At 66.5% G+C, this 20,000-nt stretch carries 17 protein-coding genes; 7 read left to right on the top strand and 10 right to left on the bottom strand.

The window, feature by feature from the left end; all coding sequences use genetic code 11:
* Window position 1: 1 nt before the first annotated feature.
* The 5 genes from AB3X96_RS17260 (at window position 2) to iolB (ending at window position 6,614) form a co-directional block, all read left to right on the top strand.
* Window positions 2-808 carry an ATP-binding cassette domain-containing protein gene (locus AB3X96_RS17260; protein ID WP_368590619.1) on the top strand — a complete coding sequence of 269 codons (807 nt, stop codon included), beginning with the start codon at window positions 2-4 and terminating at the stop codon, window positions 806-808.
* 86 nt (window positions 809-894) lie between these two features.
* Window positions 895-2,919 (top strand): 5-dehydro-2-deoxygluconokinase, encoded by a 2,025-nt coding sequence (gene iolC, locus AB3X96_RS17255; protein ID WP_368590618.1) that lies wholly within the window; start codon window positions 895-897, stop codon window positions 2,917-2,919.
* Window positions 2,916-4,889 (top strand): 3D-(3,5/4)-trihydroxycyclohexane-1,2-dione acylhydrolase (decyclizing), encoded by a 1,974-nt coding sequence (iolD, locus tag AB3X96_RS17250; protein ID WP_368590617.1) that lies wholly within the window; start codon window positions 2,916-2,918, stop codon window positions 4,887-4,889. Before iolC ends, iolD begins: the two co-directional genes overlap by 4 nt.
* Window positions 4,890-4,908: 19 nt before the next feature.
* Window positions 4,909-5,817 (top strand): myo-inosose-2 dehydratase, encoded by a 909-nt coding sequence (gene iolE / locus AB3X96_RS17245; protein ID WP_368590616.1) that lies wholly within the window; start codon window positions 4,909-4,911, stop codon window positions 5,815-5,817.
* Complete coding sequence (gene iolB, locus AB3X96_RS17240; RefSeq protein ID WP_368590615.1) at window positions 5,814-6,614, top strand: 5-deoxy-glucuronate isomerase; 801 nt, start codon at window positions 5,814-5,816, stop codon at window positions 6,612-6,614. Before iolE ends, iolB begins: the two co-directional genes overlap by 4 nt.
* 126 nt (window positions 6,615-6,740) lie before the next feature.
* On the opposite strand, the gene AB3X96_RS17235 is transcribed toward iolB, so the two are convergent.
* On the bottom strand, window positions 6,741-6,818 hold the full coding sequence (locus AB3X96_RS17235) for a hypothetical protein (RefSeq protein ID WP_368590634.1): 78 nt from the start codon (window positions 6,816-6,818) through the stop codon (window positions 6,741-6,743).
* A 637-nt stretch (window positions 6,819-7,455) separates the two neighbouring features.
* On the opposite strand from AB3X96_RS17235, the gene AB3X96_RS17230 reads away from it, so the two are divergent.
* The gene (locus AB3X96_RS17230) at window positions 7,456-10,011 is read left to right on the top strand and encodes a YadA-like family protein (protein ID WP_368590614.1); all 2,556 of its coding nucleotides are present in this window, start codon (window positions 7,456-7,458) and stop codon (window positions 10,009-10,011) included.
* 176 nt (window positions 10,012-10,187) lie between these two features.
* Here the strand turns inward: AB3X96_RS17230 and AB3X96_RS17225 are convergent, their stop codons facing one another.
* From AB3X96_RS17225 to AB3X96_RS17185, 9 genes are all read right to left on the bottom strand, one after another.
* Window positions 10,188-10,913: an ABC transporter ATP-binding protein gene (locus tag AB3X96_RS17225; RefSeq protein WP_368590613.1), complete on the bottom strand. Its 726-nt coding sequence runs from the start codon at window positions 10,911-10,913 to the stop codon at window positions 10,188-10,190.
* The gene (locus tag AB3X96_RS17220; protein ID WP_368590612.1) at window positions 10,910-11,710 is read right to left on the bottom strand and encodes an ABC transporter ATP-binding protein; all 801 of its coding nucleotides are present in this window, start codon (window positions 11,708-11,710) and stop codon (window positions 10,910-10,912) included. The genes AB3X96_RS17225 and AB3X96_RS17220 overlap by 4 nt, the downstream gene beginning before the upstream one ends.
* Window positions 11,707-13,023 carry a branched-chain amino acid ABC transporter permease gene (locus tag AB3X96_RS17215; protein ID WP_368590611.1) on the bottom strand — a complete coding sequence of 439 codons (1,317 nt, stop codon included), beginning with the start codon at window positions 13,021-13,023 and terminating at the stop codon, window positions 11,707-11,709. Before AB3X96_RS17215 ends, AB3X96_RS17220 begins: the two co-directional genes overlap by 4 nt.
* On the bottom strand, window positions 13,016-13,954 hold the full coding sequence (locus AB3X96_RS17210; protein ID WP_368590610.1) for a branched-chain amino acid ABC transporter permease: 939 nt from the start codon (window positions 13,952-13,954) through the stop codon (window positions 13,016-13,018). Before AB3X96_RS17210 ends, AB3X96_RS17215 begins: the two co-directional genes overlap by 8 nt.
* Before the next feature lie 4 nt (window positions 13,955-13,958).
* Window positions 13,959-14,408, bottom strand: a complete 450-nt coding sequence (locus AB3X96_RS17205; protein WP_368590609.1) for an acyl-CoA thioesterase — start codon at window positions 14,406-14,408, stop codon at window positions 13,959-13,961.
* Window positions 14,409-14,448: 40 nt separating this feature from the next.
* Window positions 14,449-15,597: an iron-containing alcohol dehydrogenase gene (locus AB3X96_RS17200; RefSeq protein ID WP_368590608.1), complete on the bottom strand. Its 1,149-nt coding sequence runs from the start codon at window positions 15,595-15,597 to the stop codon at window positions 14,449-14,451.
* 153 nt (window positions 15,598-15,750) lie between these two features.
* Window positions 15,751-16,281, bottom strand: a complete 531-nt coding sequence (locus tag AB3X96_RS17195) for an NUDIX domain-containing protein (protein ID WP_176107984.1) — start codon at window positions 16,279-16,281, stop codon at window positions 15,751-15,753.
* A 126-nt stretch (window positions 16,282-16,407) separates the two neighbouring features.
* Window positions 16,408-17,439 carry a low specificity L-threonine aldolase gene (locus AB3X96_RS17190; protein ID WP_368590607.1) on the bottom strand — a complete coding sequence of 344 codons (1,032 nt, stop codon included), beginning with the start codon at window positions 17,437-17,439 and terminating at the stop codon, window positions 16,408-16,410.
* Window positions 17,440-17,525: 86 nt separating this feature from the next.
* A complete protein-coding gene (locus tag AB3X96_RS17185) occupies window positions 17,526-18,839 on the bottom strand; it encodes a YbfB/YjiJ family MFS transporter (RefSeq protein WP_368590606.1) in 1,314 nt (437 codons plus the stop codon).
* 101 nt (window positions 18,840-18,940) lie between these two features.
* On the opposite strand from AB3X96_RS17185, the gene AB3X96_RS17180 reads away from it, so the two are divergent.
* Window positions 18,941-19,861 (top strand): LysR family transcriptional regulator, encoded by a 921-nt coding sequence (locus tag AB3X96_RS17180; protein WP_368590605.1) that lies wholly within the window; start codon window positions 18,941-18,943, stop codon window positions 19,859-19,861.
* Window positions 19,862-20,000: the final 139 nt, after the last annotated feature.

Below are 20,000 nucleotides of genomic sequence, written 5' to 3'. Positions count from 1 at the left end.
GATGAGCACCCCCGAACAGAACCCGGACGACATCATCCTGTCGCTCGAAAACGTCAGCCGTTATTTCGGCAACATCATCGCGCTGAACGACATCACGCTGCGGCTCGAACGTGGTGAGGTGCACTGCCTGCTCGGCGACAACGGCGCCGGCAAATCGACGCTGATCAAGACGCTCGCGGGCGTGTATCAGCCGAGCAAAGGCACCTACCGGGTGGACGGCAAACCGGTGCATTTCACGTCGCCGAAAGACGCGCTCGATCTCGGCATCGCAACCGTCTATCAGGATCTCGCGCTGGTGCCGCTGCTGTCGGTCGCGCGCAATTTCTTCATGGGCCGCGAACCGCAGAAAAAGCTGTTTGGCTTTCTGAACGTGATGGACCTCGAAACCTGCGCCACCACCGCGCGCGACAAGCTCGCCGAAATGGGCATCAACGTGCGCGACCCGCATCAGCCGATCGGCACGATGTCGGGCGGCGAGCGTCAATGTCTCGCCATCGCGCGTGCGATTCACTTCGGCGCGCGCGTGCTGATTCTCGACGAACCGACGGCCGCGCTCGGCGTCAAGCAGAGCTTCAACGTGCTGAAGCTGATCCATAAGGCGCGCGCCAAAGGCATCTCGGTGATCTTCATCACCCACAACGTGCATCACGCGTATCCGATCGGCGATTCGTTCACGCTGCTCAATCGCGGCCGCTCGCTCGGCACGTTCACCAAACAGACGATCAGCAAGGACGAAGTGCTCGACATGATGGCCGGCGGCGCCGAGATGCAGAAGATGATCGGCGAACTCGAAGGCGCGACGATCTGACCGATTCGCGCGGTGCGTCCGGCCTCGACGGGTTTCGCCTGGCTGGCTACCGCGCACTCACCGCGCACTGTTACTCAGGACTATTCATGGCTCACTCCAGCACCTCCAGCGCTAACACAGCGGGCAGCCGGTTCGCGCCGGGGCGCGCCCGCGACATCGTGTGCCTCGGCCGGCTGGCCGTCGATCTGTATGCGCAGCAGGTCGGCGCGCGGCTTGAAGACGTGTCGAGCTTCGCGAAGTATCTCGGCGGCTCGTCGGCGAACATCGCGTTCGGCTGCGCGCGGCTCGGGCTTGACGCAGCCATGCTCGCGCGCGTCGGCAACGATCACATGGGACGTTTCCTGACCGAAACGCTCACGAAGGAAGGCTGCGACGTGAGCCACGTGCGCATCGATCACGAACGGCTGACCGCGCTCGTACTGCTCGGCCTGAAGGACCGCGACACGTTCCCGCTGATCTTCTACCGCGAGAACTGCGCGGACATGGCGGTCGACGAAGCCGATTTCGACGAGGCGTTCATTGCGTCGTCGAAAGCGCTGCTGATCACCGGCACGCACTTTTCCACTGCACAGGTCGATCGCACGAGCCGCCGCGCGCTCGAATACGCGCGCCGCAACGACGTGCGCACCGTGCTCGACATCGACTACCGCCCGGTGCTGTGGGGGCTCACGGGCAAAGCCGACGGCGAGACGCGTTTCGTCGCGAGCGAAGGCGTCAGCACGCATTTGCAGCGGATTCTGCCGCTGTTCGATCTGGTGATCGGCACCGAGGAAGAGTTTCGCATCGCCGGCGGCAAGACCGACCTGCGCGACTCGCTCGCGATCGTGCGCGCCGTGACGCCGGCCACGCTGGTGCTGAAGCGCGGGCCGCTCGGCTGTCAGATCATCGACGGCGAGGTGCCTGCATCGCTCGACGCTGCGCCGATTCACGGCGGCGTCGAAGTCGAAGTGCTGAACGTGCTCGGCGCTGGCGACGCATTCGCTTCCGGCTTCCTCTCAGGCTGGCTGCGCGATCTGCCGCTCGAGGCCTGCGCGCGCGCCGCGAATGCGAGCGGCGCGCTGGTCGTATCACGCCACGGCTGCGCCCCCGCGATGCCGACCCCGGCCGAGCTCGATTACTTCCTGCGCGAAGCGAAGGCCGATCCGCAGCGCATGCGCCGGCCCGATCGCGATGCGAAGCTCGCAAGACTGCATCGCGTTTCGCCCGCGCGTAAAGCGTGGCACGAAGTGCTTGGTTTCGCATTCGATCATCGCAACCCGTTCTTCGAACTCGCGCAGCAGACCGGCGCCGACGAAGCGCGCATTGCCTCGTTGAAGGGCTTGTTCGTCGAAGCGGTCGCGCAGACCGAGCGCGCATTGAACCTGCAGGGACGCATCGGCGTATTGATCGACGACCGCTACGGTCAGGACGCGCTGAATGCCGCGACCGGCCGCGGCTGGTGGATCGGCCGTCCGGTCGAATTACCCGGCTCCGTGCCGCTCGTGTTCGATCATGGCCGCTCGATCGGCACCACGCTGATCGCGTGGCCGCAGGAGCACGTCGTCAAGTGTCTGGTGCAGTTTCATCCGGATGAGCCGATCGAGCAGCGGCTCGAACAGGAGGCGCAACTGCGCGCGCTGTATGACGCGACCCAGGCCAGCGGCCACGAACTGCTGCTCGAAGTGATTCCGCCGAAGCATGCGTCGCTGCCGCAGGGGCCGGACATCGTGTATCGCGCGTTGAAGCGCCTGTACAACCTCGGCATCTACCCCGAGTGGTGGAAGCTCGAACCGATGGACGCCGCGCAATGGCGGGCCATCGACGCGCTGATCGCCGAGCGCGATCCCTATTGCCGCGGCGTCGTGCTGCTCGGCTTGTCGGCGGCGGTCGAGCAGTTGAGCGAAGGCTTTCGTGCGGCCGCACAAGCGGCGACGTGCCGCGGCTTCACGGTCGGCCGCACGATCTTTCACGAACCGAGCCATGCGTGGCTCGCCGGCGAAATCGGCGATGACGAACTGATCGCGCGCGTGCGCCACACGTTCGAAACGCTGATCGCCGCGTGGCGCAGTGCGCGCGGCGAACCGACGGCGCATGGCACACCTCATCACGCTCATCAGGAGCAGGCCGCATGAACGAGGGCATCATGCATGACGACACTCCATCCACCAGCGGCGCGCCGCAAGCGCCCGCCCGCACCGGCGGCACGATTCGCCTGACGATGGCACAGGCGCTGGTGCGCTATCTAGCCGCGCAACGCGTCGCCAGCGAAGACGGCACCAGCGTCGAACCGCTGTTCGGCGGCGTGTTCGCGATCTTCGGCCACGGCAACGTCGCGGGCATCGGCGAGGCGCTGTATCAGCATCGCGACGCGCTGCCCACGTTCCGGGCGCACAACGAGCAGGCGATGGCGCACAGTGCGATCGCTTATGCGAAGGCGCACTTTCGCCGCCGCATGATGGCCGTGACGACGTCGATCGGCCCCGGGGCGACCAATCTGCTGACCGCGGCCGCGCTCGCGCACGTGAACCGTCTGCCGGTGCTGCTGCTGCCCGGTGATATCTTCGTGTCGCGCGCGCCCGATCCGGTACTGCAGCAACTCGAGGATTTCAACGACGGCGGCGTATCCGCGAACGACGCGTTCAAGCCGCTATCGCGCTACTTCGATCGCATCGTGCAGCCCGCGCAATTGCTGAGCGCGCTGCCGCGCGCGATCCGCGTGCTGACCGATGCCGCGTTATGCGGCCCCGTCACGCTCGCGTTGCCGCAGGACGTGCAGGCGCAGGCATGGGACTTTCCGGAGGACTTTTTCACGCCGCGCGTCGTGCGTATTCATGCACCCGCGCCGCGTAGCGACGATCTCGACGCCGCGTGCGCGCGCTTGCGGCACGCGAAGCGGCCGCTGATCGTCGCGGGCGGCGGCGTGCTGTACAGCCGTGCGGCCGATGCGCTGCACCGCTTCGCGAGCGCGCATGGCGTGCCCGTCGCGGAAACGCAGGCCGGCAAAAGCTCGCTCGCGTGGAACGATCCGCTGAATGCGGGCGCGCTCGGCGTGACCGGGTCGCCCGCCGCCAATGCGCTCGCGCATGACGCCGACTGCGTGCTCGCGCTGGGCACGCGACTGCAGGACTTCACGACCGGCTCGAACACGCTGTTCACGCAAGCCGACGTGATCGCGATCAACGCGAATGGCTTCGACGCGCTCAAGCATCGCGGCTTCGTCGTCGAAGCCGATGTGAAGCTCGCGCTCGATGCGCTCGCCGGGCCCCTGCAAGGCTGGCACGCCGAGCGCGCGTGGACCGCGCGCGCGCACAAGCTCGCGGCCAGTTGGCGCGACACCGTGCAAACGCTCACGCATGCGCCGCAACGCGACGCGGTGCTGCCCTACGAGGGCGACGTGATCGGCGCGGTGCAGCGTTCGAGCGCGCGCTCGCCGGCCGACGACATCGTCGTCTGCGCGGCCGGCACGCTGCCCGCCGACCTGCACAAACTGTGGCGCGCGGGCCGGCCCGGCGCGTATCACGTCGAATATGGCTACTCGTGCATGGGCTATGAGATCGCGGGCGGCCTCGGCGTGAAGCTCGCGCGGCCCGAGCGCGAGGTGATCGTGATTCTCGGCGACGGCAGCTATCTGATGATGAACAGCGAGATCGCGAGCTCGGTGATGCTCGGCGCGAAGCTGATCGTCGTCGTGCTCGACAATCGCGGCTTCGGCTGCATCAACCGGCTGCAACAGGCTTGCGGCGGCGCACCGTTCAACAATCTGCTCGACGATTGCGCGCACGGCCCGGAAGGCGTGCCGCGCATCGATTTCGCTGCGCATGCGCGCGCGCTCGGCGCGCAAGCCGAACATGCGCGCAATCTCGCCGAACTCGAAGCGGCGCTGCAACGCGCACGGGCGGCCAAGGGCACGTACGTGATCAGCATCGACACCGACCCGGCTCGCACCACCGAAGACGGCGGCTGGTGGTGGGAAGTCGCGGTGCCCGAAGTATCGACGCGCACCGAAGTGCGCGACGCCCGCGCGAAGTACGACGCGCAACTCGCGGCGCGCGCGGCGCCATCCGCACCGCTTTCGCCGCCACAGGGCGCCGATCAAGAGTGAGAACCATGAGGACTTCGGCATGACTGCTTTCGACGTACGCATCGGCATCAATCCGCTATCGTGGATGAACGACGACCTGCCGTCGCTCGGCGGCGAGACGCCGCTCGAAGTCGCGCTGACCGAGGGTCGCCAGATCGGCTATCAGGGCTTCGAGCTCGGCAACAAGTTTCCCCGCGAGCCGCAAGCGCTGAAAACGCTGCTCGCGCAATACGACCTCGCGCTCGTGTCCGGCTGGTACTCGGGACAATTGGCCAAACGCAGCGTCGCGGAAGAAATCGACGCGGTCGGCCCGCATCTGGAATTGCTCGCGCAAAACGGCGCGACCGTGATGGTGTATGGCGAAGTCGCCGATTCGATCCAGGGCGCGCCGCGCCCGCTGTATCAACGGCCGCGCTTTTTCAGCGACGCGCAATGGGCCGATTACGCGGCACGCGTTGATGAATTCGCGCGCTATACGCTGAGCCGTGGCGTTCGGCTCGCCTATCATCATCACATGGGCGCGTATGTAGAAACGCCAGCCGACGTCGGTCAGTTGATGGCGCATACCAGCGACGCGGTCGGCCTGCTGTTCGACGCCGGGCACATCACGTTCGCGGGCGGCGATCCGGTGGCCGTGCTCGACAAGCACATCGCGCGCGTTTGTCACGTGCACTGCAAGGACGTGCGCCCCGCCGTGATGAAGCTCGCGCGCAATCGCAACTGGAGTTTTCTCGATGCGGTGATCGCCGGCGCGTTCACGGTGCCCGGCGACGGCGCGGTCAATTTTCCGGCGCTGATCGACCGGCTGAAGCGGCATGGTTATTGCGGCTGGCTCGTCGTCGAGGCGGAGCAGGACCCAGTGGTCGCCCCGTCGTTCGATTATGCGCAGAAGGGGTACGGAACTTTGCGGGCGCTCGTCGATGCGCCGCTCGGCAAGGAGGCAGCATGAGCTTATTGATAAAGGCAGAGCGCGAAGGCCAGACGATCGCGCGCGTCACGCCGCAGTCGGCCTGCTGGCGCTATGTAGGATTCGCCGCGTACCGGGTCGGCGCGAAAGAACTCGTATACGTGTTCGAACCGGCGCGCGAAACGTGCATCGTCGTGCTGAGCGGCGCGGTCGATATCGAAACGCCGGATACGACGTGGAGTTCGCTCGGATCGCGCGACAGCGTGTTCGAAGACGCGGCGCCGTACGCGGTGTATCTGCCGCCGAACGTGCGCGCGACGGTGCGCGCGAACCGCGACGCGGAAATTGGTGTCGCTAGCGCGCCGGCCAAGGGCGAGTATCCGGCGCGGCTGATCGAGCCGGCGTCGATGAAGCGCTCGACGCGCGGCAAGTCGCTGAATACGCGCTACGTGTGCGACATTCTTCCGCAGACCGAGCCGGCGGAATCGTTGCTGCTGGTCGAAGTGAGAACGCCGGGCGGTCACGCGTCGAGCTATCCGCCGCACAAGCACGACACCGACAACATTCCGCACGAAAGCTCGCTCGAAGAAACCTATTACCACCGGCTCGATCCGCCGCAAGGCTTCGCATTTCAGCGCGTCTACACCGACTCACGCGATATCGACGAATCGATGGCCGTCGAGGATCACGACGTCGTGATGGTGCCGCGCGGCTATCACCCGGTCATCGTGCCGTATGGCTACGACTCGTATTATCTGAACGTGATGGCGGGCAGCCAGCGGGTCTGGCATTTCCATAACGATCCGGCACACGAGTGGATCATCAATAAGGATGCTTGACCATCCGTGAGTCTCGACGCGGTCGGCCTCGACGCGGTCGGCCTCGACGCGGTCGGCCTCGACGCGGCGGGACCGTCAGGGCCCTGCCCGTCACACAACCAGATTGGCGGGTTCACCACGCATGAATCAGGGCGCGGCGAGCATGCCGCGCGTCTGCGGTGTCAACGGGCTGTGGATGGTGATCATGTCGCTCGTCGCCAGCATCTCGTCCCACGGCGTGTACAGCGGCCCTACCGTCGCGGTCCTTGTGCGCGGCGAACAGCGGCCGCATGCCGAACGCTTTCGCGATCTCGGCCACCCGCTGCCTCTGTCTTGAGAGCCTGCTGCTCGCTCAACGCGATCTGTAAACCGGGACACTCGTCGCGCCGTTGGGACTCGATGGGTTGAAGGTAAACGGCTATACGCTGAACCTGCTCAAATCGCGCGCGGACCTGCCCCAAGCTGAAAAGCTTTCAGGATTGGCTATCCGAGGAGCTTGGGGCGGGCTGAAGCGTCTGCCGGGATTCTTTGCTCAATCAAACGCAATCCCCCTTTTGGCCGTCGTGCCGACGGAATATCTGACGTCGCGCGCTTCCCCGCATTAACAAGCAGTGCTGCCGACATACCAATCCCTAATCTCAGACTCGGCTTATTTTGTTTCTATCTCAAAAATCTAAACTGCACTCAGTTTCAGAGATTTAGCCGAAGCCGATTCGGGTTGATCCGGGCAGCGTTGCAGGTTGTTTCTGTTGCCTCAAGCCTGCAATTTCCTAGCTGATATTGGAAAACCCAAAAGCGCGACGACAGTCTTCGATTACTTCGCATACCTACCGTTATATCTAACTCCGATAGGAATCACATCATGAACAAGTCCTACATCAGCATCTGGAATGAAGCGCTCGGATCTTGGGTGGCAGCTTCCGAGAATATGTCGGTGCGTGGCAAGCGAAGCAAGTCGCGGACTGTGGCTGGGACGATCGCCACAGCCGTCGTGCTGGCCGGGATGTCGGGCACGGCTGCATCGGCCGTGATCGGCACGCCGGTCGAGGCGACAAATGGGCCCTACTCCGGAGCAGACACCGATTCCGCCTCTGCCACAGGCGCGGACTCTGTCGCGGTTGGCTCGGCGGCGACTGCATCCGCGCAGGGAACTACCGCGATCGGAGCCGCAAGCGTCGCGAACACACTGAATGCGACTGCAATTGGCATTCAGGCGACCGCGTCAGGGCAAGCTTCGAACGCTATCGGTTGGCATACGACTGCTTCCGGGTTTAACAGCAATGCAATCGGCCAATATGCGATCGCCTCAGGCACCTCGAGCATAGCGTTCGGTGCCCGTGCGGCAGCGACGACGGACAATGCGATCGCCATCGGCGAATACGCGAGCGCAACTGCGGAAAAGTCGGTGGCGCTGGGCTCGGGTTCGATCGCCGACCGCGCCTATTCCGTGTCGGTTGGCAGTGCTGCGGCTACGCGTCAGATCACGAACGTGGCAGCCGGCACGCAAAACTCGGACGCGGTGGTCGTGTCGCAGCTTAGGGGAGTGACCAACGCGCTCGGTGGTGGTGCTGCGGTGAATGCGGACGGTTCCGTCAAAGCGCCTGCTTATAGCGTGGGCGGTACGACGGTCTATAGCGTAGGTGATGCCGTCACCAACATCGACGGTCGCGCGACGCAGAACACGCGTGACATCGCGCAGAACTCGACGGATATCACCAACATGCAGAGCCAGCTGGCCGATGGCACGGTGGGTCTGGTGCAGCAGGACGCAAGCACCCGAGCGATCACCGTCGCGAAGGACATGGACGGCACGGTGATGAACGTGGCGGGCACGGCGGGCAACCGCACGGTGACGGGCGTCGCCAATGGCGCAGTGAGGGCAACCAGCGTGGACGCGGTGAATGGCGGCCAGCTGTACGGCACGGCGTGGAGCACGGCCCGGGCGCTGGGTGGTGGTTCGATCGTGCTTGCGGATGGCTCGATCAGCGCGCCGAACTACAGCGTGGGCGGCACGACGGTGCATAGCGTGGCCGAAGCCGTCACCAACCTCGACGGTCGCACGACGCAGAACACGGAGGACATCGCGCAGAACACGACCAACATCGCGAACGTGCAGAACCAGCTTGCTGAAGGCACGGTGGGTCTGGTGCAGCAGGACGCGAACACCCGCGACATCACGGTGGCGAAGGACATGGACGGCACGGTGATGAACGTGGCAGGCACGGCGGGCAACCGCACGGTGACGGGCGTGGCCAATGGCGCAGTGAACGCATCGAGCGTCGACGCGATCAACGGCAGCCAGCTGTACACCACCGCGGCGAGCACGGCTCAAGCGCTGGGCGGCGGTTCGACCGTGAACGCGGACGGCACGGTAAGCGCACCGAGCTACAGCGTAGGTGGTACGACGGTACATAGCGTTGGCGATGCCGTCACCAACCTGGACGACCGGGTCACGCAGAACACCACGGACATCACGAAGCTGCAGAGCCAGGTGGGCGATGTCGGCACGCAACTGTCCGGCGCGGTGCAGTACGACCGTAAAGCTGACGGCTCGGTGAACCTCGGTGCCGTGACGCTGGGGGGAGGCCAGAGCACGGGTCCGGTGATCCTGACCAACGTGGCCAACGGCACGAGCCAGTACGACGCGGTGAACTTCGGCCAGTTGTCGGCGTTGCAGGACCAGGTGACGGATCTTAACGGGCAGGTGTGGAATCTGGGCAGCCAGCTGTCCAACGTCCAGCCGGGCAGCTCGAATTCTCATGCCTCGAATGGTTCGTCTTCGGGCGGCGGCAACGACGCGGTGGTCAATGCAGCAGCGCCTGGTATCGGTGCGGCCAGCACGGTGGCTGGAGCAGGCGCGGCAGCCCCGGGCGACAACGCGACGGCAGTCGGTGCCAACGCAGCGGCAAGCGGCGTCAACTCGACGGCGATCGGCACGGGCTCGCAGGCCGCCAATGCGAACTCGGTGGCGTTGGGTCAGGGTTCGTCGACGGACCGCGACAACTCGGTGTCGGTGGGTTCGGCCACGCAGCAGCGTCAGATCACCAACGTTGCAGCGGGTACGGCGGACACGGATGCGGTCAATGTCGGTCAGATGAACAGCTCGGTTGCCCAGGGCGTGCAGCAGGCCAACAACTACACAGATCAGCGTATCAACGCCACCAACCAGGCAATCAACGACGTCGCGAAGAACGCTTATGCAGGCATCGCAGCGGCAATGGCAATGCCGAACATGACGCCGTCGGGTCCGGGCAAAACGATCGTCGCGGCGGGAGGCGCGACTTATAAGGGTGGTAGCGCAGCTGCAGTAGGCGCCACGTATCGCTCGAGAAATAACAAGTGGCTCGTCAACACTGCGATGTCGGTCACTTCAACTGGCGATGCAGGTGTACGTGCGCAGGTTGGCTACGAGTTCTGATAGCCATGTAACGCAAAAAGCAGGAGGCCGGTCAGTCGAATAGTTGTTGAGCGAGTGTGTTGAAGGAGTCTTGCCGTTCCTGGCAAGACTCCTTTTTTATTTGGTGCGCCCAACATGGGCGCATTCCTGCGGTGCAAGTTCCGCCATCAGCCGGTCAGCGCTCGAAAAGTCCGGCATCAGCCCACTCCGAGCCACTCCCGCATCACATCGTCACGCGACAAAAACGACGCAAGCGCGCCGTCGAACACGATCTCGCCATGCCCCATCACCGCGACTCGGCTCGCGATGTCCTGCGCGATCACGAGCCGCTGCTCGATCAACAGGATCGCGACACTCCGTTCGCGCAATGCGCGCAGACAATCCGCGACCTGCCGCATCACGAGACTCGCGAGCCCTTCGCCGGGCTCGTCGATCAGCAGCAGATCGGGGTCTCCAAGCAGAGCCCGCGCGAGCGCCAGCATCTGTTGCTCGCCGCCCGACAGCGCGCCGGCACGCGTGCGCTTGCGCTCGGCGAGCACCGGGAACAGCGCATACGCGTCGTCGAGCGTGAAGCGCGGCGCGCGCCCGCGCGCACGCGATGCGGCAACTGGCGCAATGCCGAGCAGCAGGTTTTCATGGACACTGAGCGCGGCGAACACATCACGATGCTCGGCCACGTAGCCGAGGCCGAGCCGCGCGATCTCGAACGTGCGCAGACCCGCGAGCGAGCGCCCCGCGAAACGCAGTTCACCCTCGCAGCGCACGAGGCCCATGATCGCGCGTGCGAGCGTCGAGCGGCCTGAGCCATTGCGGCCGACCAGTGCGACCACTTCGCCGGGCTCGATGCTCAGCGTGGCGCCGTGCAACGCCTGGCTCGCGCCGTACCACGCGTTCAGGTCGCGAATGTCGAGCAGCGCGCTCATCGGCCTGCTCCGCGGTCCGGCTCGTCACCGGCCCAAGCGCCTGAGCCCGGATCGAAGCGCTCACCCAGATACGCGGCCCGCACCGCCGCGTCCGCCCGAATCGCGGCCGGCGACCCGCTGGCGATGATGCGCCCCTGCACCAGCACCGAAATTCGATCGGCGATCGCGAACACCGCGTCCATGTCGTGCTCGACCATCAGCAGCGTGCGGCCCGCGGTGGTGTCGCGGATCAGCTCGATCGCGCGCGCCGCCTCCGCGCGGTTCATGCCCGCCGTCGGTTCGTCGAGCAGCAGCGTGTGCGCGCCGCCCGCGAGCGCGATGCCGAGGTCGAGCGCGCGCTGCTCCGCGTAGCTGAGCGTGCCGGCCGCGACGTCGCGGCGCGGGCCGAGGCCGACCGCGTCGAGCACCGCGGCAGCGCGCGCATCGATCGCGGCGGCGCCGCTCAGACGCTGCCACCAGCGCGTACGATCGCGCTCGGCAAGCTGCGCCGCGCAGCGCAGGTTGTCGAACACGGACAGCCGCGCGAACACGCTGGTGCTCTGGAAGCTGCGCGCGAGGCCGCGGCGCGCGATCGCGGCCGGCGCGAGCCGCGTGATGTCTGCGCCGAACAGATGGATACGCCCCGCGCTCGGCCGCGCGCCGCCGCCGATCAGGTTGAACAGCGTCGATTTGCCCGCGCCGTTCGGGCCGATCAGCGCGTGCCGCTCGCCGGGTTCGATGGCGAGATCGACACCGCGCAGGATCGGTGTCGCGCCGAAACGCTTTTCGATGCCGTAGAGCGCGAGTGCGGGGATCATCGTGCGGCTCCGGAGGATCGTGCCGCGCGTGCGTGCGCGGTGACGCGTGCATGCGCGCGCAGCGCATGGCGTGTGGACAACGTAGCCAGGGCAGCGAGCGCAACGAGTGTCAGCGCCAGAGGAAGCGGCGACAGCGTCGGTGCGACGGTGACATCAGTACCCGCACCGGCGCCGAACAATGCGCTAAACGCCGCGCCTTCGTCCGCCCCAAACTGCGCCGCATAGGCCCACTGCACCGCGATCACGATGGCCGCGAGCCACAGCAGCCCCGCCGCCGCACTCCACAGATAGGCGGCCCGGCAACCTCGCCAGCCATAGGCCGCAATCCGCGCCACCTGCCGCGACGCAAAGCCAGCAAGCCCGTCCGGCGCGGCCATCACGACGACGACAAAGAACAGCCCGAGATAGAACAACCACGCCCGCGTGACACTCGCGACCACCACGCTGAAAAACGTCAGCACGATCGCTCCCGCGACCGGCCCGAAGAACGCCGCCGTGCCGCCGATCACAGTCGCGATCAGCACCGTGCCCGAGCGCACCATGCCGACGCTCTCGGTCGACACGAGTTCGATATTGATCAGCCCGAGCGTCCCCGCGATGCCCGCGAAAAACGCCGACAGCACGACCACGCGGTAGCGAACCCGGCGCGGATAGCAGCCGATCGCCGCCGCGCGCGCCGGGTTGTCGCGCACCGCGTTCGCGAGCCGCATGAACGGCGTGCGCGACAGCACGAACATCGCGACACTCGCGACGACGCACCACAGCGCGATCAGCGCATAGGCCTCGCGCGCCGGACCGAAGTTCCAGCCGCCGATGAGCGGCCCGTTCGCGCGATCGATCGCGACGCCCGCCTCGCCGCCGAACCAGCCCGGCAGTGTCCACGCGGCCGCGACGACGAGTTCGCCGAGACCGAGCGTGATCATCGCGAACGCGGTGCCGGCACGGCGCGTCGCGATAAAGCCGAACAGCACGCCGCACAGCGCGCCGCCGATGCCGCCGACCAACGGCAGCAGCACGAGCGGCACGCCGGTCGCGTTGAACACGCGCGCGGCGATCAGCGCGCCGAGCCCCGCATAGGCGGCATGTCCGAACGACAGCAGCCCGGTCTCGCCGAGCAGCAGGTTGTACGACAGCGCGAACACGATCATCGTCGCGCTTTGCGCAAGGTAGGCGAGCAGCCAGCTGTGCGGCCAGATGAAAGGCGGCACGGCCAGAAAGGCGACGAGCGCGAGCCAAGGCGCGAGCGCGCGGCCGGGCCTGCCAGGCGGCACCCTGCCTTCCACCGCATCTGACGACCCACTCCGCCTATGCATGATCGTCACGCCGTCCGAACAGCCCGCGCGGCCTCGTCGCCAGCACCGCGACGAGCAGCAGGTACGGCAGCAGCGGCGCGACTTGCGCGAGCGTCAGCGCGTCCCATGCGGGCGGCAGCACCGCGCCGGCGAGCGACACCGCGTCGCCCAACGACAGATCGCTCGCGACCGCCAGCGTCTGCAAGCACCCCACCAGCAGCGACGCGACCAGCGCCCCGCTCAGCGACCCGAGCCCGCCGATCACGACCACGACGAACACGATCGAGCCGAGCGACTCCGCCATCGCCGGCTCGATCACGAACAGCGGCGCGCCGATCACGCCAGCCAGCGCGGCGAGCGCGGTGCCAGCCGCGAACACGCCGGTGAATACGCGCGGCACGTTGTGGCCGAGCGCTTCGACGGCCTGCGCATGCGTGAGCGCGGCGCGCACGATCAAGCCCGTCTTCGACACCCGCAGCATGGTGACGAGCGCCGCGAGCATCGCGAGCGACACCGCCATCATGAACGCGCGATAGCGCGTGAAAACCGCGCCGTACAGCGAGAACAGCGGACCGTCGAGCACGGCCGGAATCCTCGCCGACAACGGACTGAGCCCCCAGCCGAGCTTGACGAGTTCGCCGAGCAAATACGCGGCGCCGAACGTCAGCAGCAGTTCGGGCAAATGACCGTGCCGCCGCACGCGCCGCAGCAGCCAGCGCTCGAGCGCCGCGCCGAGCAGACCGACGACGAGCGGCGCGACTACCAGCGCGCTCCAGAAACCGGCGCGCGCCGCCACCGAAAAGCCGACGTACGCGCCGAGCATGTAGAAGCTCGCATGCGCGAAGTTGAGCACGCCGAGCATGCTGAAGATCAGCGTCAGCCCGGCCGACAGCATGAACAGCAACAGCCCGTAGCTCAGGCCGTTGAGCAGAGTGATGATGAACGACTGCACGCGTCTAGTCCGCCGGCCCGGCGACGCACAAAGGTTCGAGCGCCGCGCGCAGTTCGGCGGGCAGGTTCACCGGCCGGCGCGTCGCGCGATCCACGTAGACGTGCACGAAATGCCCCTGCGCGGCGGGCGCGGCGTCGCCGTCGCGGAACAGCCCCACCTCGTAGCGCACGCTCGACGTGCCGAGCCGCGCAACGCGCAAGCCCGCGTCGATGCGATCGGGAAACACGAGCGGCGCGAAGTAGTTGCACCGCGTCTCGACGACGAGCCCGATCGTCGCGCCGTGCTCGAAATCGAGCACGCCCGCGCGGATCAGATACTCGTTCACGACGGTGTCGAAATAGCTGTAGTAGACGACGTTGTTCACGTGGCCGTAGACGTCGTTGTCCATCCAGCGCGTGGTGATCGGCAGGAAGTGCGGATACGCGGCGCGGCCGGCGGGGGCGGGTTTGTTCATCGGACCTGGCGGTTGGTGGATGCGAGGATGCGGGGCTCGGTCACAAAGACTCGGTCAGCATGCGGCGATAGTCGTCGGCGCTCGCCTCGCGCGGATTCGTGCGATGGCAATGATCGAGCAGCGCGCCCTGCACGACCTTGTCGAACATGCTTTCGTCGACGCCCATCTGCCTGAGGCCGGTCGGCAGGCCGAGTCGCGCGGTCATGTCGAACAGCGCCTGCGCGAGATCCGCATGCTCGGGCACCCCCATCACGCGACGCATGCGCGCATAGCGACGCTCGGCCACCACACTCGGCGCGCGCTCGTTGAAGCGCAGCACCGCGGGCAGCACGACCGCGTTCAGCGTGCCGTGATGCAGCGACGTGCGGCCGTTCACCTTCAAACCGCCCAGCGGATGCGACAGCGAATGCACACAGCCGAGGCCCTTCTGGAACGCCATCGCGCCCTGCATCGACGCGCTCATCATGTTCAGGCGCGCCTCGCGATCGCTGCCGTCCGCGCACGCGCGCTCGATGCTGTGCCATGCGCGTTCGAGACCGTCGAGCGCGATGCCGTCGGCGGGCGGATTGAAGGCCGGCGCGAGGAAAGTCTCGATGCAATGCGCGATCGCGTCCATGCCGGTCGCCGCGGTGAGCCCCGGCGGCAGGCCGAGCGTGAGACCCGGATCGCACAGCGCCGATTTCGGCAGCAGACTCCACGAGTGAAAACCGAGCTTGCGGCCGTCGTTCAGGATCACGATCGCGCCGCGCGCGACTTCGCTGCCGGTGCCGGCCGTGGTCGGAATCGCGATCAGCGGCGCGACGGCGTCGGTGATCTTCGCGCTGCCGCCTTCGATCGTCGCGTATTGCGTGAGCGGCCCCGGATGCGTGGCGGCGATCGCGACGCCCTTCGCGAGATCGATCGACGAACCGCCGCCCACCGCGATCAGCCCGTCGCAGCGCTCGTCGCGATACACCTGGGCGGCCGCGAGCACCTTTTCCTCGGTCGGATTCGACGGCGTGTCGTCGAACAGCGGCACGTCGCCGAGCTTCAGCGCATCGAGTGCCTGCCGCGCGATGCCGGCCGCGACGACGCCCTTGTCGCTGATCACCAGAGGCCGCTTGATGCCGATGCGCGCGCACTCGGACGACAGTTGCGACAGTGCGTCGTAGCCCAGATGAATATGGGTCAGGTAGTAGATGTAGGCCATGCCGTTGCTTCTCCCTGAGCGTGCGCTCATTGACCGCTGATTGACGTGGATGAACGATTCGGTGATGCGTCGATGGCTGTGCTGTGGGCTGTCTCCAAGTTCTCTGCGTTGTCTGTGCGCTGGCCAATGTTGCGGCTCAGTGGGCGGAGCGCTTCACAGCCCCGGACGCTCGACGAATTCGAACGGCAAATTGCGCCGCCGCATCCATTCGCCGAGCGCTTGCCCCGTGCCCGCGCGCCAGGGTCGCAGCTTCGCGGGCTCGACGAGCCGGTATTCGAGCAGTTCGGGCGACAGCGCGATCGTCCCATGCGCCTTCACGTGATACGCAATGATCAGCTCGTTCTTGCGGATGAATTCGTACACGCCGATCAGCTCGACCGACTCCGTATGCAGCGAGGTCTCCTCCATCACTTCGCGCGCGATGCCCTGCTCCGGCGTCTCGCCGTTTTCGAGGAAGCCGGTGATCAGCGCGAACCTGCCCTCGGGCCATGCGGCATTGCGCGCAAGCAGAATCTTGCCCTCGTACTCGACGATCGCGGCGACGACCGGCAGCGGATTATTCCAATGAACGTAACCGCACTCGGTATCGGGACAGATCTGACGGACGCGGCCACCGTCGTGCTCGGGGTCGGTGCGTTCGGTCAGCGGCTTCGCGCAGCGGGGACAGAATCGGTACTCGGTCATGGCGGGGGACGTCTCGTTGTTTCGTGTTTTTTGGCGGGTCGTAGTGGAGTGGCTTTGCGTGTGTGCCGATTGGTGCGTCGAGGCGCCATTTGTTACCCGGGCTCCGGCAGCTTCACGCGTCTTCGATCACGCGACGCAAAGTTCGCGCACGTCGGCGGCGAAACGCTCGACCGTTTCGGGCTGCGTGTCCCACGCGCACATCAGCCGGCAACCGCCCGCGCCGATGAACTCGTAGAACTTCCAGCCACGCGCGCGCATCGTCTTCGCGGCATGCGGCGGCAACTGCGCGAACACCGCGTTCGATTCACTCGGAAACATGATGCTCACGCCCGGGATTTCCTGCAACCGCGTCTCCAGCAAACGCGCCATCGCGTTCGCGTGACGGGCATTGCGCAACCACACGTCGTTGTCGAGCAGGCCGAGCCACGGCGCGGAGATGAAGCGCATCTTCGATGCGAGCTGCCCCGCCTGCTTCAGGCGATAAGCGAAATCGTCGGCGAGCGCGCGGTCGAAGAACACCACCGCCTCGCCCACTGGAAGACCGTTCTTGGTGCCACCGAAGCACAGCACGTCGACGCCCGCGCGCCACGTAATTTCCGACGGATGCACGTCGAGCGCGGCGACCGCATTCGCGAAACGCGCGCCGTCCATGTGCACCTTCAGATGACGGCGCTTCGCGATCGCCGCGATCGCACGCACTTCCTCGACGCTGTAGACGGTGCCGACCTCGGTCGACTGCGTCAGCGTGACGACCTTCGGCTTCGGATAGTGGATATCGGCGCGCCGCGTGACGATGGACTCGATCGCATCGGGCGTGAGCTTGCCGCCGATGCCCGGCGCCGTCAGCAGTTTCGAGCCGCCTGAAAAGAACTCGGGACCGCCGCATTCGTCGGTCTCGATGTGTGCCAGGTCGTGGCAGATCACCGAGTGATACGACTGGCACAACGACGCGAGCGCGAGCGAATTGGCCGCCGTGCCGTTGAACACGAAGAACACTTCGCAATCGGTCTGAAACAGGTCGCGCAGACGGTCGCAGACCTGGTTGGTCCATGAGTCGTCGCCATAGGCCGGTTCGTGCCCGCTGTTGTTGGCGGCGATCAGCGCGTCGAGCGCTTCGGGACAGATGCCGGCATAGTTGTCGGACGCGAAATGTTGCATGGTCGAGCGACGCGCCCGGCGACAGGCGCGAGGGAATGACGGAAAGCGGTCATTTTAGTGCGCTCGTGCGAGATTTGTTTTCGGTGCTAGTTGCAACCGCAATCCGGCATGCGACCACGGCGCGGTCCGCGCGGCACGCGCATCACCGCGATCAGCCCTACCGCCCCCACCAGCAACGTGCCCGCGGCGAGCCACAGCGCCAGCGAAAACGATCCCGTGTGGGCGGCAATCGGCGCGGCCACCAACGGACCCGCGATCTGTCCGATGCCGTAGGCCGCCGTCGCGTAACCCATCAGCCCGGCCGCGTCGTCGCCGCGCAGCCGCCGCGCCTCGCGCATCGCGAATAGCGTGATCGCGGTAAACGGCAGGCCGATCAGGATGCTGCCGAGCGAAAAACCGCCCGCCGTCGGCCACACGATGCCCAACGCGATGCCGATTGCCTGCAGCACATACGAGCCCGCGAGCAGCGTGCGGTTGTCCCAATGCAAGGGCAAACGCGCGGCGAGCAACGCGCCGACGATCAGCGCGGCACCGCACATCGGCCAGAACAGGTCCGGCCATGCCGAGCCCGGCAACGCGTGGCGCGCGATGACCGGCAGAAAGGTCGCGGTGATGATGTAGCCGAAGCCCGGGATACCGTAGAGCAGCACCAGCCAGAACGCGTCGCTGCGGTGAACGGCATGACTCGTCCGAACGCCGGCCGTACGGGGCGGCGGGTTTGCGCCAGCGCGTGATCCGGTAGCGGATTTTGCGGTGGAGGAGCTCGCAACGGCAGGCTTCGCCGCCCCCACGCGCCGCGTCTCCCCGAACACCGGCCATACCAGCACGGTCAGCACCGCGCCGATCAACGCAAAGCCGATCCATCCGACCACCGCGCCATAGCCGCCCGCGACGCTGACCAGCAGGCCGGTCCCGACGATGCCCACGCCCGGCCCGGTGTAGATCACCCCGCTCCACTCATTTGCGCCGAGTTCGGCGAGCCGCCGCAAGCCCCACTGCGACGCGAACACGAAGGTCCACGCGCTGACCGCGCCGGCGACGAAGCGCACCAGCGCCCACACCCAGAACTGGCCGGTGACGCCCATCGCGAGCGTCAGCAGCACGGTCGCGGCGAGTCCGACGCGCACCATGCGCGCGGGCTCGGCCCGCAGCGCCGCGCACGTCATTGCGCCGACGAAATAGCCGGCGTAATTGAACGACGCGAGCCAGCCGCCATGCTGGATATCGAGGTGCGGCTGGCCGAGCGCGGCGCCGTGCAGCATCAGCGGCAACAGCGGTGTAAAAGCAAAGCGCCCGATCCCGAGCGCGACGGCCAGCGCGGCCATGCAGGCGAGCGCGGCGCGCCGGCCCGCGTGCGGTTCGTGGAAGCGCGAGTACGCGTGGGAAGCAAGGTCGTTCATGATCGGACGGTCGAGCAGCGATGGTGTGAATCCATATTAGCTTGACCTTTCAATCACTAAAAATGAATAATTAGGATGTCATTCATCGCCGGGAGAGAATCATGGATCTGGCCGCTTTGACCATTTTTCGCGCGGTGGTACGCGAAAACGGCGTGACGCGCGCCGCGGCGAAGCTTAATCGCGTGCAATCGAACGTGACCACGCGCATCAAGCAACTCGAGGAGCAGCTCGGCACCGAGCTGTTCATCCGCGACGGCCGCCGGCTCGTGCTGACGCCGGCCGGCGAGACGCTGCTGCCCTACGCCGAACGGCTGCTCGCGCTCGCCGACGAGGCGCGTCACGCGGTGCGCGAGGATCGCCCGAGCGGCCGGCTGCGTCTCGGCACGATGGAAAGCGTCGCGGCGACGCGTCTGCCGGCCCTGCTCGCGCAATATCACCAGCAATGGCCGGCCGTCGAACTGGAGCTGGAGACCGGCACGACCGGCAGGCTGATCGAGCGCGTGCGCGAATTCGAGGTCGATGCGGCGCTGGTCGCGACGCCGCTCGACCCCGCGACGCTCGGCGATGTGTTCGAGACCGTGCCGATCTTCCGCGAGGAACTCGTGATGCTGACGCCGCGCGGCCATCGGCCGATCCGCGAAGTGCGCGACATCGCGCTATCGACGCTGATCGCGTTCGAGCGCGGCTGCGCTTATCGCGCGTATATCGAGAAGTGGTATCTGGAGCACGGGGTGCGGCCGGAGCGCGTGCTGGAACTCGGCTCGTATCACGCGATCGTCGCGTGCGTGGCGGCCGGCGCGGGCGTCGCGGTCGCACCGCGCTCGGTGCTCGATCTGCAGCCCGACACGAGCAATATCGCGGTGCACGAGTTGCCCGATATCGGCACCATCGACACGCTGCTGGTCTGGCGACGCGGGCATTTTTCGTCGGCGCTCAATGCGTTGCGGCGCGCGCTGGTCGCGTCGCAGGAAGGGACGGCCGACACGGATGCGGCGGCGCCCGTGGATACGAATGCGGTCTGATCGTTGAATCCGCCGCGCCGGCGAGCCGGTTCGACGCAAGCCGAACGGCTTCGGCAAAAACGAAGGGGCCACGCAACGCGCCGATCCTGCTGGCGCGCCGCGTGGCCCCTTTGTCGAACCCGGCTCGACTTCACGTCGA

Origin of the sequence: Paraburkholderia sp. BR13439, assembly GCF_040948805.1 — a bacterium.
GTDB lineage: Bacteria > Pseudomonadota > Gammaproteobacteria > Burkholderiales > Burkholderiaceae > Paraburkholderia > Paraburkholderia youngii.
This window is presented reverse-complemented; position numbering and strand designations above follow the sequence as displayed.